This window comes from Actinoplanes sp. G11-F43 (assembly GCF_050589265.1).
Taxonomy (GTDB): Bacteria; Actinomycetota; Actinomycetes; order Mycobacteriales; family Micromonosporaceae; genus Actinoplanes.
Genome location: NZ_JBNZCE010000014.1, coordinates 161,033 through 177,742, shown reverse-complemented (window position 1 = coordinate 177,742; position 16,710 = coordinate 161,033). Strand labels below are relative to the sequence as shown.

The window sequence follows — 16,710 nt, the reverse complement described above, 5'->3', positions numbered from 1 at the left end:
GGCCCGGCCGTAGGGCCCGAACCGGCGGGACCTGTCGCCCTGGTTAGCACGTCGTTCACCGTCATAACGTCCGGCTCGTGGACACGATGGGAACCCCGCAGCACCGGGCCCTCGGCTCAGCGAGCCGGGCGACGATCATGCGAATGGTACGGGCGGAGCGGGGTGGGCTGACCGCCGCCGAGGTGGCCGCGGAGACGGGTCAGCACCTGTCCACCACCCGGGCCCACCTCGACCGGCTGGTCGCAGCCGGGCTGCTGGTGAAGGCACGGGCCAGCGGCGGTATGCCCGGCCGGCCCGCCTGGCGGTTCCGGGCCGCCGCCACCGATCCGGCGCCGGCCCCGTACCGGGCTCTGGCCATGGCTCTGCTGGAGGATCTGCAGTCGGGTGACCGGGACGGCGCCGCCCGCGTCGGCCGGGACTGGGGTCGCCGGCTCGCCGTCCACACCACCGCTGCCGACCCGGCCGACGCGGTCACCGATGTCCTCGACGGCCTGGGGTTCGCCGCCGTCCGCGACCGGTCCGCGCCCCACGCCCCCGAACGGGTGCTGCTGCGCACCTGCCCCTTCCTCGATCTCGTCGGCCGTAACCCCGACGCGATGTGCGGCCTGCACGCCGGCATGGTCCGCGGTGTCCTCGATCAGCGGGGCGCCGACAGCGAGGGCACGGTCCTCGAACCCTTCGGCACCTCCACGGCATGCGTGGTCCATCTCCCGCCCACGCTGCGGCCCGCCGGCCGGGCCGCGTCATGACCACCGCGGGCGTCCCGGTCCGATGGCGGCTGCCGACCATGGCCGGGGCGGCGGTGGCGTTGCTCGGCGGCCTCTATGCCGCGCTTCTGCTGCTCGGTGTGCCGGTCCTCGCTCCGCCGAGCCCGGTCGAGGACGTCCATGGTCCGGTCATGGTGTTGGGGTTCGCCGGAACCCTGATCGCGCTGGAACGCGCGGTCGCACTGGGCCGCCGCTGGGCCCTGCTCGCGCCGGCGTCGTCGGCGCTCGGTGCCGTGGTCCTGCTGGCCGCCGGGCCGGTCTGGCCCGGCCGGCTCCTGATGGTCATCGCCGGGGCCGCTCTCCTCGGCGTGTACCTCGCGCTATGGAATCGTCAAAGAACACTGGCACTGCTCGCCCAGGCGGCGGGCGCCTTCGCCTGGTACGCGGCCGCCCTCCTCTGGCTGGCCGCCTTCACGATCCCGGAGATCGTCCCGTGGCTGGCCACCTTCGTGGTGGCCACCATCGCCGGTGAACGCCTGGAACTCGCCCACGTCGTCGTCCTCGGCCGTGACGCCGAGCGTTGGTTCCGGATCGCTCTGTTCGCTCTCGTCCTGTCCGCCACCGCCACCACCGTGGCCCCGGTGGCCGGCACTCATGTCTTCGGTCTGAGCCTGCTCGCCGTGACGGCCTGGCTGGCCGTCTTCGACGTGGCGCGGCGAACCGTCCGCGCCACCGGCCTACCGCGGTACGCTGCGACCGGTCTCCTCACCGGGTACGCCTGGCTGGCCCTGGCCGGCCTGCTGTGGGCGGGTGCCGGCCCGGCCCACGACGGCGCTCGTTACGACGCCACTCTGCACGCCGTCTTCCTCGGCTTCGTCATCTCGATGATCTTCGTGCACGCCCCGGTGATCCTTCCCGCCGTCCTCCGGCGCCCACTCCCCTACCATCCGGTCCTCTACCTGCCGCTGGCCCTGCTGCACCTCTCGTTGCTCGTCCGTGTCGTCCTCGGTGACGCCGCCGGCCTGGAGCCGGTCTGGCGCTGGGCCGGAACCGTCAACGTCCTGTCCCTCCTGCTCTTCGCCGCCTGCGCGGTCACCCTCTCGATCCGCCGGACCCGGACGCCCGGCACCACTGATCGGACCGGGGTGCTGTCATGACCGGTCGTGCCGCCTGGCACCGCCGTGCCGGGCTTCTGCCTCTCGCCTACTTCGCCGCGCTCGTCGTTCTCGCGTTCACTCACCCCTTCCTGCCGCAGTGGCGCTGGCTGGCCGTCCACATCCTGCTGCTGGGCGGCGCCACCAACGCGATCCTGATCTGGAGCTCCCACTTCACCGCCGCGATCCTGCGTGTCCCGGCACCACCGAACCGGCGGGCCGAGACCGTCCGGTTATTCCTGCTCAACACCGGCATCGTCCTCGTACTGACCGGCGGTCACCGTGGGGTGGCCGGGGCCGCTCTCGTCTTCACCGCCGTCGCACTCCACCTCCGCTGGCTGGTCGTTCGCCTGCGCACCGCGTTGCCCTCCCGTTTCACGATCACCGTCCACTACTACGCCGCCGCGGCCGCCGCCCTGCTCACCGGCATCCCGGTCGGTGCCTGGATGCTGGTCACCGACGACGCACTCCGCCCGAGACTGGTCCTGTTCCACGCCCACGTGAACCTGCTCGGCTGGATCCTGCTCACCGTCCTGGGCACCCTCCTCACCTTCTGGCCGACCGTTCTCCGTACCAAAATGGATCCCCGCGCCATCGCCGCGGCCCGCACCGCGCTGCCCACCGCGATCACCGGTGTCGTCGCGCTCTCCATCGGTGTCCTCGCCGCATGGCCGATGGTGGCCGCGACCGGTGTCGCCGTCTTCGCCGTCGCCGTCCTGCTGACCCTCCTTCCGGCCGCCCGCACCGCCCGCAACCGCCCACCCGAGTCCTTCGCCGCGTGGTCGATCGCCGCCGGAGCCGGCTGGCTCCTCGTCGCCCTCGTCCTGGACGCACACGCCCTGATCACCGGGAGCGACCAGCTCGCGAACGTGCTGTTCCCCCTACTCGCCGGGGCGGTCGCACAGATCCTGCTGGGGTCGCTCGCCTACCTCCTGCCGATGGTTCTCGGTGGTGGACCGTCACTGGTCCGCGAACGCAACGCCGTCCTCGACCGGCACTGGCCGCAACGCATCGCGATGACCAACGGCGCCCTGCTCGCCATGCAACTCCCCGTCGGCTCCCACGCCCGCATCACCACCTCGTTCCTGCTGCTCATCGCGCTCCTCCAGTTCCTGGTGCCGGCGCTGCGGCTGCTGATCACCGACCGGAGGCAACCCCGTGTCCCCGCATGAGGGCGGTTTCGCCGCCGGCATCGCACTCGTCCTGCTGGCCGTGCTCACCGGCACGGCGGTCCAGCACGCGTCCACACCCTCCGCCGTCACCGCCGAGACCACGACGGTGACGCCGACCGGGCACACCACGACCGTCGCGGTCACCGCCGACAAGATGCGTTTCACCCCGTCGACGATCACCGTGCCGGCCGGAGATCGCCTGGTCATCGAGCTGACCAACAACGACGAACGCCGGCACGACCTGGTCCTGGCAACCGGTGCCAAGACCGGGACGGTCGCTCGTGGAGAAACCGTACGCCTCGACGCCGGGATCACCGGGGCGCCTGTGGACGGCTGGTGTTCGCTCGCCGGGCACCGGACGGCCGGGATGACTCTCACCATCACCACCGAGGCCGGCTCGCACACCTCACATCAGACGACCGCACCCACCACGACCAGCAGGGACGCCACCGCTCCGGTCACCCCGGCCGGGCGTCTCCACAAGATCGGCCTGGTTGTCAAGGAGGTGAACGGGAGCCTGTGGACATACAACGGCACCGCGCCGGGGCCGGTTCTGCGAGGTAAGGTCGGCGACACCTTCGAGGTCACGCTCACCAACGACGGCAGTGTCGACCACGGGGTCGACTTCCACGCGGGCGCACTGGCACCGGACGGCCCGATGCGCCCGATCGACCCCGGCGAGACACTGACGTACCGGTTCACGGCCACCAAGGCCGGGATCTGGATGTACCACTGCTCGACGATGCCGATGCTGTTGCACATCGCCAACGGGATGTACGGCGCGGTCATCATCGATCCACCCGACCTGCCCCCGGTCGATCGTGAGTATGTGCTGGTCCAGTCCGAGTTCTACGGCGACGATCCGGAGACACCGACCGCGGTCACCTTCAACGGGCAGGCGAATCAGTACGATCACCAGCCGCTCACCGCACGAACCGGCGAGCGGGTCCGGTTCTGGGTGCTCAACGCCGGGCCCAATCGCGGCAGCTCGTTCCACGTGGTCGGAGCCCAGTTCGACACCGTCTACGCCGAGGGCCGCCGCCGGCTCGGCCCGTCGGACCCCGGTGGCGCCCAGGTGCTCGACCTGAGCCCGGCCGCCGGTGGTTATGTGGAGACGGTGCTGCCCGAGGCCGGGCACTACCCGTTCGTCAGTCATGTCATGGTGGACGCCGAGCGCGGCGCCCACGGCCAGATCGAGGTGACCCCGTGACCAGCACGACCACACGCCGGCGGACGGTCCGGCAGTTCGTCCCGCCACAGCACGGGGCGTGGGCGATGCTGCTGGTCCCCTACCTGGCCGGCCTGTTCGTCGCCGGGTTCCGCTGGCCGGACCTGCCGCTGCTCGGCGCCTGGCTGTCCGGCTACCTGCTCTCCTACTACCTGTTCCAGGCGATCAAAACCCGCAGGATCACCCGATTTCGTACGCAGATCCAGCTCTATGGTCCCGTCACCGTTGTACTCGGCATCACTGTGCTGGCGGTCCGGCCCGAGCTAATGTGGTTCGCACCCGCCTACGCCGTTCTGCTCGGTGTCAACGCCTGGTTCGCCTGGCGACGTGACGAGCGTGCCCTGCTCAACGACCTCGCCTCGGTGGTGCAGAGCTGCCTGATGATCCCGGTCGTCACGGTGATCGCCGGGGCCGAGCCTCGGTGGGAGCCGTTCCTGATCGTCCTGCTGTACTTCACCGGCACGGTCCTCTACGTGAAGACGATGATCAGGGAACGTGGCAGTGTCGCCTACCGCCGGGCGTCGGTCGGCTACCACCTGGCCGCGCTCGCCGGGGCTGCGCTGATCGGCCCGGTCAGCGGCGTGGTCTTCGCGTTGCTGCTGGTCCGGGCGTGGGCGCTGCCCGGCCGCCCGCTGTCGCCGAAACAGGTCGGCCTCATCGAGATCGCCGCCAGCACGCTGATCCTGGTCGCGGCGGCAACCGCCTGAGCCGCCCTCGCCGGTACGGGCAGAAACCGGACAGTGCCCGCGGCGGAAGGCTGCCAGACGGCCGGCCGCGGACAGCCAGGACGGCGGCCAGACGCGGACAGGCCAGGCGACAGCACGGCCGGGCCGAACCGCGGGTGGAAGCAGGCCGTGCGTGGACGGCGTCGGGACGCGCGGGGCCGGGACACACGGCATCGGGACGCACGGGGCCGGGACGCACAGGGCCGAGACGCACGGGGCCGCTCGGGGCCGGGCGTGGCCGAGACACGCGGGGCCGCTCGGGGCCGAGACGCGCGGGGCCGGGCGCGGCCGGGACGCTCGAGGTCGGGACGGACGGCGTCGGCACGCACGGGGGGGCCGGGACGGGCGGCATCGGGACACACGGAGGGCCGGGACGGGCGGCATCGGGACTGGACGGGCCGGGCCGGCAGAGTTCAGGCCAGGAGGGCTCGCACGCCGTTCATGTAGAGGCGGCGATCCACCGTGCCCAGCAGGATCCGCTGCAGGATGTAGCCCTGGACCAGGCCGAAGAAGGCGGCGCCGATCCCGGCCGGGTCGGCGTCGGGTGGGAGCTGGCCGGTGGCCTGGGCTCGCTCGGCGGTGCGGACGGCACGGTCGCGGACCCGGCCGTAGATGTCCGCCACGATCGCGCCCACCTCCGGATCGTGGACGGCCTCGCCCCACACCTGCACGGCGATCTGGATCGGGCCGCCCTCGTCCACCGCGCCGTCGACGATCTCCAGGACCTGCTCCAGCACCGAGGCGATCGGCGGCATCGGCTCGACTTCGAGGAGTTCGTCGAGGACGCCGGTGACCGCGGAGATCTTCTCGGTCGCGATGGCGGTGATCAGCTCGTTCTTGCTCCTGAAGTAGCGGTAGAACGCACCGACCGACAGTCTTGCCTCCTTGATCACGTCCTGCATCGACGTCTGGTGGAAGCCGTTGCGGGTGAAACACCGCGCGGCAGCGTCGAGGATCTGCTGACGGCGGGCGGCGAGGTGAGCTTCGGAGACGCGCGGCACGATCAAAACCTTAACCATGCCGTACGAGTGAGCAGAGCACGATGCCCGCCGCCGGGATGGCCGGGCGCTGAACGGCCTCAGGCGCTGATCAACTCAGCGGCACGCATCGCGGAGATCCGGGCCGGCGGGACCGGGCGGGAGTAGAGGTAGCCCTGACCGTACTGGTATCCGAGCCGGTGCAGCAGGTCACGCTGCTCCTCGGTCTCGATGCCCTCGGCGACCGAGGCGAACTCCAGCGCCGCCGCCATCTGGCTGACCGCGGTGGCGACCGCCGCCTGACGGCTCACCGTGGTGATCGACTCGACGAACGAGCGGTCCAGCTTGAGCGAGTTGACCGGGCACGTCAACAGCAGGCCGAGCGACGACGCGGCGGTACCGAAATCGTCGAGGGCCAGTCGCAGCCCGAGATCACGCAGGGCCTCCATGGTCGCGTGGGACTGCTCGTCGTCCAGCACCGCGGTCTCGGTCACCTCGATCAGCAGCGCGTCGGCGGGCAACCCGGACGCGGCCAGCGCGGCGGACACGTCGGCGACCAGGTTCGGGTCCCGCAACTGCCGGCCGGCGACGTTGACACCGACATAGATGGGGGTACGGCCGGGGAACTCGCCGATCCACGCCGCTGCCTGCCGGCACGCCTCGCGCAGCGCCCAGCGACCGATGTCCACGATCTGCCCGGTGCGCTCGGCGACCGGGATGAACTCGATCGGCGACACCAGCCCGCGGGTCGGATGGTTCCACCGGATGAGCGCTTCCACCCCGCTGATCGTCCCGTCGGAGAGCCGCACGATCGGCTGATAGACCAGCACGAACTCATTTTCGTCGATGGCCCGGGTCATCTCCCGGATCAGCACCGCCTCGGCGGAGATCCGGAAACCCATCTCATCGGTGTACGACACCGACATGCCCTTGCCCCGGCGCTTCGCCTCGTACATCGCGATGTCGGCGGTGGAGAGCAGTGTCGACGGGTCGTCACCGGGGTACGCGGTGGTGACGCCGACACTGGCCCGGGTGACCACGGTGTGCTGGAGCAGCATGATCGGCTCGGCGAGCGCGCCCAGCATCCCGCTGACGATCAGGTCCGCGTCGGCGCCGGTGGTGTGCGGCAGCAGGACCGCGAACTCGTCCCCGCCGAGCCGGCTGACCAGGTCGGTCTCGCGCAGGGCTCCGCGGAGCCGGCTCGCGACCGTGATGAGCAGGGCGTCACCGGCGGCATGCCCCATCGTGTCGTTGATCGTCTTGAAGTCGTCGAGGTCGATGAGGAGCAACGTCGATTCGGCGTCCAGCAGACGTACCGTCTCGGCACTGAAATGGGTCCGGTTGGCGAGACCGGTCAATCCGTCGAACAGGGCCTGATCGCGGAGTTCGCCGAGCGCGACGTCCAGCCGGTCGATCAGGTTCATGTTGTCGTGGAAGGCGACCAGCTGCCGGCCGGCGACCAGGCAGGTGATCACCACGACGCCGATGGTGGCCCCGACCAGCTGGGACGACGCGGACATCGGCAGCATCATGAAGAAGACCACGAAGGTCACCAGGATCATGCCGTACGGCAGCAGGCTGTACGGCCGGCGCTTGGCGGTGTAGCGGGCGTCGCCGGCACGCAGCACGATGATCTGGATCCACGGACCGACTGCGATCAACAGTGACGGCAGCAGGCGGATGACGTACACGTACGCGTGGTCAAGGGTTTGGAAGTGACCCGGCAGCACCGTGCTGACGCCTTGGACCATCGCCGCGCAGACCATCGGCCAGGCCGCCATCCGGGCCATCGGCGGGTCCTTGATCAGCGCGACCTTGGTGGCCGAGAACGTCGCCACCAGCACCAGCGCGGCGGTGACACTGGCGGTCAGCCGGTCGTTGGGTGAACCGCCGATCGGGTTGAACGCGAAACACCAGGCCACCACTCCGCCGCCGACCAGCACGGTGGCGGCGTCCAGCCAGAAGATGAACTTCTCCCGGCCGGTCCGCAGGCCCTGCGGGAAGATCAGGCAGGCGATGACGTTGCTGCTCATCCCGACGGTGAAACAGATCGTCTGGACGAGATTGCCGTTCAGTGACGGTTCGGCGGGGAAGATCAGGATGGACAGGGAGTGGTACGCGTCCCCGACGGTGAACGACGCCCCGGCGAAAGCGATCATCGACCAGAACCGGCGGTAGCGTTCGTGGGCGATCCGGCGCAGACGCCAGCCGCCGACCGCCAGCGCGGCGTCGAGTGGCACCTGGAAGATCCAGAAAATCTGCGTCTGCCGTGCCGGATTACCGCTGAAGAGCACGAACAGCACACAGCCGACCAGCGTGATCGCGATCAATCCGCGCAGCACCGGGTCACGGCGCAGGTGGTCGACCGGCCGCCCGGCGGGCTCGGTGCTGCTCAACGGCGGTCCTTCCAGCGCGGTCCGGTGGTCGCCGGTTAGATCGGACAACGCTTTCCAGATCCGAGCTTTCCCCGACCACAAAACAGCACGCGAACTGGCGGTGCAGGCAACGTGCCAACTTACGGCGCGAAACCAACCAAAAAACGGCACGCGAACCACGGGCACGGGCAACGTGCCAACTTGCGGTGCGGGAGCGACCGGAAAGCGGCACACGGGCTGGGGGCACGGGCACCGTGCCGACTTGCGGCGCGAAACCGACCACAAAACGGCACGCGAACCACGGGCACGGGCAACGTGCCAACTTGCGGTGCGGGAGCGACCGGAAAGCGGCACACGGGCTGGGGGCACGGGCACCGTGCCGACTTGCGGCGCGAAACCGACCACAAAACGNGATTTCCGGCGCGAAGCATGCCGGAAATCACCACACGGGTCAGGGGGTCATCTCGTAGGCGCCCACCAGGGACAGCACCTGCTCCCAGACGGCAGCGTCGCGGGCGGTGTCGGCCACCGGGCGGCGGATCCGGGTCAGTGCCCATTCCGCCTGTTCCGGGGTGGTCGCCGCCTTGCCGTGCAGTTCGGTGGCGAATCCGGAGAAGTCGCGCACCAGGATGGCGAAGATCTCGTCCAGCAGCCGGTCGTCGATCCCGGCCAGGGCGGCCTGCTCCAGGATCAGCTGACCGTAGACGATCAGCGCGAACAGGTGCCCGACCGACAGCAGGAAGTCCAGGTCCTTCTGCTGTTCATCGGTCGGGGCGTGCTGGCGCAGCAGGTCACAGAAGCCGTCGGCCTGTTCCCGGAAGCGGGCCACGTTCGGCAGATCGGCGCGGGCGTCGTAGGCGATCCGCCAGTCGTGGAACCGGATCGCCCCGAGCCCGCGCGCCGGCCCCTGCCGGAACAGGAACTCGTCGTCGGCGGGGTCGTGCCGGGTCGGCACCGGCTCGAACACGTCCGGGTTGAACAGGTACTGCGGCATGAACTTGAGGATCAACGCGAGATTCACATGTACGGTGCCCTCCAGCTTCGGCAGGCCGCGGATGTCCATCGCCGCCTTGTCGAAGTAGGTGTCCGCCTCGAAGCCCTTGGCCGCGATCACATCCCACATCAGATCGACGACCTTCTCCCCCTCGGTCGTCACCTTCATCTTCGTCATCGGGTTGAACAGCAGGTAGCGGCGGTCCTCGGGTCCCGCACTGCGGAAGTAGTCCACGGCCCGGTCACTGAAGAGCTTCATGGCGACGAGCCGGGCGTACGCGTCGGTCAGCTCCCGCCGCACGTGCGGGAACGCGGTCACCGGCCGGCCGTAGAGCATCCGCCGGTGGGCGTGGGTGACCGCCTCGTACATGGCGTGCTCACAGATGCCGATCGCGGCCGTGCACAGGTTGAACTTGCCCACGTTGACGGTGTTGAGCGCGGCGTCGAAGGCGGCCTTGCCGGTGTGCAGCACGTCGGCCGCATCGACGGGATAGTCGGCCAGCTCGAACGTGCTGACGTACATCTGCTTGTCGACCACGTTTTTGATCAGGTGGTAGTTCTCGTGCCTGCTGTCGGCGGCGAAGAACACGTAGCCGTCCGGGCCCTCGATGTCCGAGCGGCGGCCGAAGACCGAGACGAGACCGGCGACGTTGCCGTTGCCGATGTAGTACTTGGTGCCACTCGCGGTGAACCCGCCGTCCCCGGTCGGCGTCAGGATCATGTCGGTGGCGTAGATGTCGGCGCCATGACCACGTTCGGACAACGCGAACGCCATCACGTGCCCGTCGTCGAGCAGTTCGGCGGCCCGGCGGCGCTGATGGGTGTTGGCGCTCTGCCACACCGGTCCGAGGCCGAGCACGGTGACCTGCCAGGTGTACCAGTAGTCGAGTCCGTAGAACCCGAGGATCTCGCTGAGCGCGGCGTTGCGGGCGGTGTCCCAGCGTTTGTCCGGGACAGCCGGGGAGGAGGCGGGATCGGACACGGCGGTGGCGGTGGAGGAGGCGTCGGCGGCGGGGGTCAGGAACGTCGCGAACAGGCCCTGCTTGGCGGAGAAGGCGAGGAAGTCGTCGTACCACGTACGGTCGATGTAGTTTTTGATCAGGGTTTTCTTGCCCCGGTCCTCGAAGAAGGCGATCAGCGCGAGCAGTAGCCGCCGGGACTCCGCGTCCAGGTGCGTGGGGTCGTAGGTGTGCGGGTTGAAGAGCACAGCAGGTCCTTTCAGAGTGCCCGGAGCGTGTCGAGGACGTCGTCGAGCCAGTCGAGGAGCATCCGCTCGTAGGCGATGCCGCCGCGCAGCACCACATGTTGGAGCCGCTCCCCGGCATCAAGCCGCTCAAGATCAGGAAAATCCCTTTTCTCACCATTCACGTACGTGGCCAGCAGCGCCTCGTGGTCGGCCCGATACCGCTCCACCTCGGCCAGCAACTCGGCTCGGCCCGCCGCGCCGGTGAACGCCGCACCCCGGATCTTGACGGCCAGCTCGTGCCGCACCGCCTCCGGCTGCACCGGCGCCCGCAGCCACTCGACAAGCACGTCACGCCCGAGCGGCCCGACCGAGAATGTCCGCTTGTCCGGCCGCCCGTCCTGCCCGACGTCGCGCCCGGCGATCCAGCCGTCGCTCTCCATCCGCTTGAGCACCCGGTAGATCTGCTGGTGGGTGGCGGTCCAGAACCGGCCGATCGAGCGCTCGAACCGTCGCGCCAGCTCGTACCCCGAACCGGGTTGCTCCAGCAGCGAGACGAGGATCGCGTGTTCCAGGGCCATCCCCGCATCCTGCTATGCACCGAGTTGCATAGCAAGGGCGCCTCTCGGTGCTCGCCGTGCGCGACTCCGGCCTCGTCCCCCGCGACCGGAACGGATCAGCGGCCGCCGGGCAGGTCGGCGATTGATGGCGGGGCGGCCGACGGAGCGGCGGCGCCCAGCGCGGCGGACACCTCACGGGCCGCGGCCACCACGTCCGGGGCGCGGCCGGCCAGACCGGTCATGTCCATGTCCATCGCCAGAGTGGACACCGAGATGCCGCCCAGCACCTGACCGGTGTGATCGAAGACGGCCGCACCGACGCATCGGATGCCCGGCTCGTTCTCCTCGTCGTCGACCGCGTAGCCGAGGGCGCGCACCCGGGCCAGGTGGGTGAGCAGGTCCTCCTCGCTGGTCAGGGTGCGCGGGGTGCGCGCCGCGAGTCCGGTCCGCCGGCAGATCGCCAGGACCTCCTCGTCGCTCATCTCGGCCAGCACGGCCTTGCCGATGGCGGTGGTGTGCAGCGCGATGCTCATGCCGATCCGGGACGGCATCTGGTACGGCCGCCGGCCCTCCTGCTTGTCCACATAGACCGCCTCGTCGGCGCTGCGGATCGCGAAGTGGGTGGTGAAGCCGGTGGCCTCACGCAGCGCGAGCAACGCTCCGGAAGCCTGCCGGGCCGGATCGAAACGGTGCATGACCCGGCCGGCCAGGGTGAGGATCCGGGGGCCGGGCTCGTAGGTGCCGAGCCCGTCCGGGCGGGCGAAACCCCAGGTGACGAGCGCTTGCAGGATGCGGTGCACGGTCGACTTGGAGACGCCGGTCGCCGCGGCGATATCGGTCACGCGGTGGTGCTCGGCGAGCGCTTCGAGCACCGCCAGCGTCTTGTCGATGGAACTGCCTTCCCGGACCACGGATTCAGCCTACTGACCGGGCGGATCGGGCCGCGGCCACCACCGGCCGCCCGGCGCCACGACCAGGCGTGACGCCACCCGCCGGCAGCTCCGCCCCGCGGCTGGGCGCGACGCCGGCCGCCATCGACGCTCCGGCGGCACCCGGCGTACCACCATCAACGGTCCTCGGCGGCGGATGCGGTGACCGGGCGGGTGTCCGGTCCCGGATCGGTCTCCAGCGAGTCGACGAGGTCGTCGCGCTGAGCGGTGCGCTCCGGCTTGAGCAGGCCGATCACCACATACAGCACCAGCGAGGTGACCAGCGGGACACCGACCACCATGGTCTGGCTGGTCTCTTCCATGATCCACTTGACCACCACCCAGACACCCAGCCCGGCGGCCCACGAGACCAGTGCGGCGGTCGGCCCACTACGCCGGAACCAGGGCAGCAACCCGAGCATCAGCGGGATGGAGATCGGGCCCATCGTCGCCGCGACCAGATCGACCACGATCTTCAGAACCACGCCCTGACCCTCGGTGCTGATCGCGATCACCATACTGATCGCCACGAACGCGAACGTGGTGATCCGGGCGAACGTCAGCGCACCACTCTCGCTCAGGTCACGCACCCGCCGGACGATCCGCGGGGCGATGTCCCGGGTGACCACCGACGAGATCACGTTGGCGTCCGAGGACACCATCGCCATCGTGTGCGAGAAGAAACCGGCCAGGACCAGACCGATCACACCGGGGGGCAGCAGGATCTTGGCCAGTTCGACGTACGCCTGCTCGGGGTTGGCAAGTCCGGGAACGATCAGCGGCGCCGCGAACATCGGCAGGAACAGGATCAGCGGCCAGACCAGCCAGAGCCCGCTGGACAGCAGAGCCGAGCGCCGGGCCGCGGACCCGGACGGCGCGGCCATGTAACGCTGCGCCAGGTTCCACATGCCGCCGTTGTACTCGAACGTCTTGATGAACAACAGGGCGAGGAAGAACGTCAACGTGTACGGTCCACTGAACGGATCGCCGTGGCCCTCCGGCAGGTCGCCCCACATCGTCCACAGTGCCGACACCCCGCCGAGATGGGCCAGGAACGCGAAGAACATCGCGATGCCGGCCACACCTTGGATCACGAACTGCCCGAAGTCCGTCAGCACGTCGGCCCACAGTCCACCGGCGGTGATGTAGATCAGGGTGACCACGCCGGTGAGCAGGATGCCCCACAGGATCGGCACCCCGGCGAAACCGCGCAGCAGCACCGCGATGGCCACCCACTTGGCGGCGATGTCCACCACCTTGAGCGCCGCGCCGCTGTAGGCGAGTGCCTGCTGGGTGGGCACGTTGTAGCGGCGGGCCAGGTATTCCAGCGGCGAGGCCACCCCGTACTTGGAACGCAGCCGGTTCCAGCGGGCGGCGAAGACGAACGCGCCGATACCGACACCGATGCCGATGGTGAGGGCCCACCAGACGTACATGGCGAGCCCGTAGTTGTAGGCGACGGCCGCGAACGCGACGAACATGACCGCGCTGTAGCCGGACATGTGATGCGAGATCCCGGACAACCACCACGGGATCATGCCGCGGGCCGTGAAGAAGTCGGCGACGCTGTGGACGCGGCTCTTGGCCCACAGGCCGATAGCGATCATGACCAGGAAATATGCGCTGAGAACCGACCAGTCGAGCGCGGTCACGAGCTCCCCCTCCAGATGTGGCGTGGGTTACCGGAATGTTGCGCTGCGTGGATGTTCTGCTACATGAAACATCATGTCAATACACGGAACACAAAGATGTTCGTCCATGCACCAGGGGTTGACGGCGTTCTATGTGCCGGAACAATGTTCCTGTCGATGAAAACCGGGAGGATCGATGCCCAACATCACCGTTGAACTACTGTCCGGCCGGACGCTGGACCAGAGACGGGAGTTCGCCGAGGCCGTCACCGCCGCCGCGGTCGACATCCTCAAGGCGCGCAGAGCCTCGGTGCGCATCCGCTTCGACGAGATCGAACGGGAGGACGTGGCCAACGGCGGGGTACTGGAGTCCGACCGTCCCTGACACACCGGCGACGAGGGCCCGGTCGCGCCGCACGCGACCGGGCCGTACGCGGGCACAGACGCCCCGCGCCCGGTGGGGCAGCACGGTCCAGCGGTCGTGTTCCCCCGCCGGCGCCCTCGGACCGGCCAGCGGATCGGCCGGAGCAGGGGGACGTCCAGGTACGGTTCGGGGTCGTCGGCGTGGTAGCCGGGCCCGGTGACCTCGCGGCGCGTGGCGGCGACGGCCCGGCGGATCGCCCGGCCCTCCTCGACGGTGCCGAAGCGGTGACAGCCGGTTGAGGGAGCGTTCGACGACGTCGCTGTGGTCGTGGACGCCCTGGGCTACGCCGGGGTGGGCGACAGTTCCGCGACGAGTTCGGCGGTGCTGCCCGGGTGGGCGGCGGCGAATCCGGTGCCGGCCCACAGGTTCAGCGCGCCGGCGTCGCCCCGTTCGGCGGCGGCCGCCCGGATCGGTGCGGTCAGGTGATGCAGGGCCGGATAGCCGGCCGGGGCGGCCCCGGAGTACCCGTCGGTGAACCGGTTGCGCAGCGCCCGCGCCGGCTGGCCGGTGAACGCCCTGGTCACCACGGTCTCCTGGAAGTCGCGCGACAGCATGGCGGCCCGCTGCGCCGGCCGGGTCCCGGCCTCCGCGGCGAGCAGGAAGAACGTTCCGGCCTGTACGGCCACCGCCCCCGCCGCGCGCAACTCCCGCACGTCCGCCGCGCTCGCGGTGCCACCGGCCGCGATCACCGGCAGGCCGGTGACCGCGCGGACCGCCGCCAGGATCTGCCCGGCCGTGGTGTCCCCGCGATAGCCGGCCGGGCTGGTGGTCGACGAGTGCCCGCCCGCGGTGCCGCCCTGGGCGATCAGCAGGTCCGGCCCGGCGGCCAGCGCCCGGTGCGCCTCGGCGGCCGTGGTCACCGTGATCGCCACCGCCGAACCGGCCGCCCGCAGCGCCGTGACCACGCCGCGGTCCGGCACCCCGAAGGCGAAACTGACCAGCGGCGGCGCGTACGTGACCGCCAGCTCGATCTTGGCGGCGAAGTGGTCGTCGTCGCGCAGGCGCACCGGCGGGAGGTCCACCCCGTACCGGTCGGCCTCGGCCTGCAACAGCCGCCGATAGCGGTCGATCGCCGCCGGATCCGGTGGGGGCGCGGCCGGGACGAAGATGTTCAGCCCGTACGCCACCCCCTCGGCCCGCACCGCCCGCAGCTCGCCCTCGACCGCCTCCGGTGTCTTGTAGCCGGCCGCGAGGAACCCGGCCGCCCCGGCCCGGGCCGCCGCCACCACCAGGGCGGGGGTGGACGGCCCACCGGCCATCGGGGCGACGACGAGCGGCCGGATCAGATCACGCATCCCGCCGACAGTAGTAGGCCCGCCAACTCCCGCGGCGCGGAGAACATCCGGTCGGCGGCCGCGGTGGCCACCAGCCCGCCGTAGCTGTGCCCGGCCAGCACCACCTCGTCCAGCCCGCCGAGCAGCGTGGTGACATGCTCGATGTGGTCCTCTACGGTGGTGCCGGCGGCCAGGGACGGGGAGACCGCGTGCACCTCGTGGCCGTCCGCGCGCAGCCGGGCTGCGACCTCGTCCCACGCCCAACCACCCAGCCAGAATCCCGGTACCAGCACGTATGTCGTCATGTGAACCACGCTACGAGCTATACCGGACAGCAAACGCCCGATATAAAGTGTGGCTCATGCCACAGTCTCTGGGCCGGGTGCTCGGTCTGCTCGAACTGCTCCAGGCCAGCCCCGCCGGTCACACCGTCGGGCAGCTCGCCACCCGGCTCGGCGTCGACGAGCGCACCGTCCGCCGCTACGCCCTGCACCTGGCCGAGCTGGGCATCCCGGTGCAGGGGCGCCGCGGGCGGTACGGCGGTTACACCCTGGCCCCCGGATACCGCCTGCCGCCGCTGATGCTCACCGACGACGAGGCGGTGGCGGTGCTGCTCGGCCTGGTCGCCGGCCGGCGGACCGGGCTCGGCAGCACCGCCACCGCCGGGGAGACCGCCCTCGCCAAGATCCAGCGGGTGCTGCCGGCCCCGCTGCGCGCCCGGATCGACGCGCTGCTGGCCACCACCGGGTTCGCCACCGACCGGCCGGAGCCGCCGCACACCCCGGCCGGCACCCTGCTCACCCTGGCCGGGGCGGTCAGCGACCGGCGGCCGATCGCGTTCACCTACACCAAGCCGGATGCCGGGCCGGGCGGGCGGCGCCTCGATCCGTACGGGCTGGTCTTCCACGGTGGCCGGTGGTTCGTCACCGGGCACGACCACGATCGGGGCGCGGTCCGCACGTTCCGCGTCGACCGGATCGGTGCCGTCCAGGTCACCGACGGCACGTTCGAGGTGCCGGCCGGGTTCGACCCCGGCGAGCGGGTCGCGGCCGGGCTGGCGTCCGGGAACTGGCGGCACGAGATCTCCGTGCTGCTGGACACCGATCTCGAGCAGGCCCGCCGGCGGATCCCGGCGACGGTGGCGACGCTCACCCGTACCCCGTCGGGGGTCCGGTTGACCGCCCGCGCCGAGCGTCTCGACGGCATGGCCCAGATGCTCGCCGGCCTGGGCTGGGACTTCACCGTGGAGACCCCGGACGCGCTGCGCGACGAGATCGCCCGCCTCGCCGCCCGCCTGACCGCCGCCGGCAGAAGCGGAAGCGGCCCCGCCGACGCCGGCTGAACCGTGTGGTGATTTCCGGGGCGCTCCGCGCCGGAA

General features: G+C 70.5%; 15 protein-coding genes. 7 read left to right on the top strand and 8 right to left on the bottom strand.

All coding sequences use genetic code 11. The features are described 5' to 3' along the window. Positions 1 to 86: 86 nt before the first annotated feature. The 5 genes from ACQ0O7_RS16115 to ACQ0O7_RS16095 are packed head-to-tail and all read left to right on the top strand — an operon-like array spanning position 87 to position 4,968. Entirely contained in the window at positions 87 to 749 is a 663-nt protein-coding gene (locus tag ACQ0O7_RS16115; RefSeq protein ID WP_430782952.1) for a helix-turn-helix transcriptional regulator, read from the top strand. Next, on the top strand, positions 746 to 1,864 hold the full coding sequence (locus tag ACQ0O7_RS16110; RefSeq protein WP_430782869.1) for a hypothetical protein: 1,119 nt from the start codon (positions 746 to 748) through the stop codon (positions 1,862 to 1,864). The genes ACQ0O7_RS16115 and ACQ0O7_RS16110 overlap by 4 nt, the downstream gene beginning before the upstream one ends. Beyond that, a complete protein-coding gene (locus ACQ0O7_RS16105; RefSeq protein ID WP_430782868.1) occupies positions 1,861 to 3,033 on the top strand; it encodes a hypothetical protein in 1,173 nt (390 codons plus the stop codon). The genes ACQ0O7_RS16110 and ACQ0O7_RS16105 overlap by 4 nt, the downstream gene beginning before the upstream one ends. After that, positions 3,020 to 4,243, top strand: a complete 1,224-nt coding sequence (locus tag ACQ0O7_RS16100; protein ID WP_430782867.1) for a multicopper oxidase domain-containing protein — start codon at positions 3,020 to 3,022, stop codon at positions 4,241 to 4,243. The genes ACQ0O7_RS16105 and ACQ0O7_RS16100 overlap by 14 nt, the downstream gene beginning before the upstream one ends. Further along, positions 4,240 to 4,968 carry a YwiC-like family protein gene (locus ACQ0O7_RS16095; protein ID WP_430782866.1) on the top strand — a complete coding sequence of 243 codons (729 nt, stop codon included), beginning with the start codon at positions 4,240 to 4,242 and terminating at the stop codon, positions 4,966 to 4,968. The genes ACQ0O7_RS16100 and ACQ0O7_RS16095 overlap by 4 nt, the downstream gene beginning before the upstream one ends. 431 nt (positions 4,969 to 5,399) lie before the next feature. Here ACQ0O7_RS16095 and ACQ0O7_RS16090 read toward each other — a convergent pair whose 3' ends face one another. The 6 genes from ACQ0O7_RS16090 to ACQ0O7_RS16065 all read right to left on the bottom strand — a co-directional run bounded on the left by ACQ0O7_RS16090 (position 5,400) and on the right by ACQ0O7_RS16065 (position 13,655). Beyond that, positions 5,400 to 5,987 (bottom strand): TetR/AcrR family transcriptional regulator, encoded by a 588-nt coding sequence (locus tag ACQ0O7_RS16090; RefSeq protein ID WP_430782865.1) that lies wholly within the window; start codon positions 5,985 to 5,987, stop codon positions 5,400 to 5,402. 77 nt (positions 5,988 to 6,064) lie between these two features. Further along, positions 6,065 to 8,359: a putative bifunctional diguanylate cyclase/phosphodiesterase gene (locus ACQ0O7_RS16085; RefSeq protein ID WP_430782864.1), complete on the bottom strand. Its 2,295-nt coding sequence runs from the start codon at positions 8,357 to 8,359 to the stop codon at positions 6,065 to 6,067. A 430-nt stretch (positions 8,360 to 8,789) separates the two neighbouring features. Next, complete coding sequence (locus tag ACQ0O7_RS16080) at positions 8,790 to 10,538, bottom strand: acyl-CoA dehydrogenase family protein (protein WP_430782863.1); 1,749 nt, start codon at positions 10,536 to 10,538, stop codon at positions 8,790 to 8,792. A gap of 11 nt (positions 10,539 to 10,549) precedes the next feature. Next, positions 10,550 to 11,095: a PadR family transcriptional regulator gene (locus ACQ0O7_RS16075; protein WP_430782862.1), complete on the bottom strand. Its 546-nt coding sequence runs from the start codon at positions 11,093 to 11,095 to the stop codon at positions 10,550 to 10,552. Positions 11,096 to 11,190: 95 nt separating this feature from the next. After that, positions 11,191 to 11,985: an IclR family transcriptional regulator gene (locus ACQ0O7_RS16070; protein ID WP_430782861.1), complete on the bottom strand. Its 795-nt coding sequence runs from the start codon at positions 11,983 to 11,985 to the stop codon at positions 11,191 to 11,193. A gap of 155 nt (positions 11,986 to 12,140) precedes the next feature. Then, on the bottom strand, positions 12,141 to 13,655 hold the full coding sequence (locus ACQ0O7_RS16065; protein ID WP_430782860.1) for a sodium:solute symporter family protein: 1,515 nt from the start codon (positions 13,653 to 13,655) through the stop codon (positions 12,141 to 12,143). Positions 13,656 to 13,830: 175 nt separating this feature from the next. On the opposite strand from ACQ0O7_RS16065, the gene ACQ0O7_RS16060 reads away from it, so the two are divergent. Next, the gene (locus ACQ0O7_RS16060; RefSeq protein ID WP_430782859.1) at positions 13,831 to 14,019 is read left to right on the top strand and encodes a tautomerase family protein; all 189 of its coding nucleotides are present in this window, start codon (positions 13,831 to 13,833) and stop codon (positions 14,017 to 14,019) included. A 320-nt stretch (positions 14,020 to 14,339) separates the two neighbouring features. Here the strand turns inward: ACQ0O7_RS16060 and ACQ0O7_RS16055 are convergent, their stop codons facing one another. Then, positions 14,340 to 15,353 carry a nitronate monooxygenase gene (locus ACQ0O7_RS16055; protein WP_430782858.1) on the bottom strand — a complete coding sequence of 338 codons (1,014 nt, stop codon included), beginning with the start codon at positions 15,351 to 15,353 and terminating at the stop codon, positions 14,340 to 14,342. Beyond that, the gene (locus ACQ0O7_RS16050) at positions 15,341 to 15,637 is read right to left on the bottom strand and encodes an alpha/beta fold hydrolase (RefSeq protein ID WP_430782857.1); all 297 of its coding nucleotides are present in this window, start codon (positions 15,635 to 15,637) and stop codon (positions 15,341 to 15,343) included. The genes ACQ0O7_RS16055 and ACQ0O7_RS16050 overlap by 13 nt, the downstream gene beginning before the upstream one ends. Before the next feature lie 56 nt (positions 15,638 to 15,693). Between ACQ0O7_RS16050 and ACQ0O7_RS16045 the strand changes: the two genes are divergently transcribed. Next, complete coding sequence (locus ACQ0O7_RS16045) at positions 15,694 to 16,674, top strand: helix-turn-helix transcriptional regulator (protein ID WP_430782856.1); 981 nt, start codon at positions 15,694 to 15,696, stop codon at positions 16,672 to 16,674. Positions 16,675 to 16,710 lie beyond the last annotated feature (36 nt).

What these genes read in the sequence shown, in the direction of transcription:
- ACQ0O7_RS16115 (WP_430782952.1), top strand. Translation starts at nt 87, where the DNA reads ATGGGAACCCCGCAGCACCGGGCCCTCGGCTCAGCGAGCCGGGCGACG.
- ACQ0O7_RS16110 (WP_430782869.1), top strand. Translation starts at nt 746, where the DNA reads ATGACCACCGCGGGCGTCCCGGTCCGATGGCGGCTGCCGACCATGGCC.
- ACQ0O7_RS16105 (WP_430782868.1), top strand. Translation starts at nt 1,861, where the DNA reads ATGACCGGTCGTGCCGCCTGGCACCGCCGTGCCGGGCTTCTGCCTCTC.
- ACQ0O7_RS16075 (WP_430782862.1), bottom strand. Translation starts at nt 11,095, where the DNA reads ATGGCCCTGGAACACGCGATCCTCGTCTCGCTGCTGGAGCAACCCGGT.
- ACQ0O7_RS16060 (WP_430782859.1), top strand. Translation starts at nt 13,831, where the DNA reads ATGCCCAACATCACCGTTGAACTACTGTCCGGCCGGACGCTGGACCAG.
- ACQ0O7_RS16055 (WP_430782858.1), bottom strand. Translation starts at nt 15,353, where the DNA reads ATGCGTGATCTGATCCGGCCGCTCGTCGTCGCCCCGATGGCCGGTGGG.
- ACQ0O7_RS16050 (WP_430782857.1), bottom strand. Translation starts at nt 15,637, where the DNA reads ATGACGACATACGTGCTGGTACCGGGATTCTGGCTGGGTGGTTGGGCG.
- ACQ0O7_RS16045 (WP_430782856.1), top strand. Translation starts at nt 15,694, where the DNA reads ATGCCACAGTCTCTGGGCCGGGTGCTCGGTCTGCTCGAACTGCTCCAG.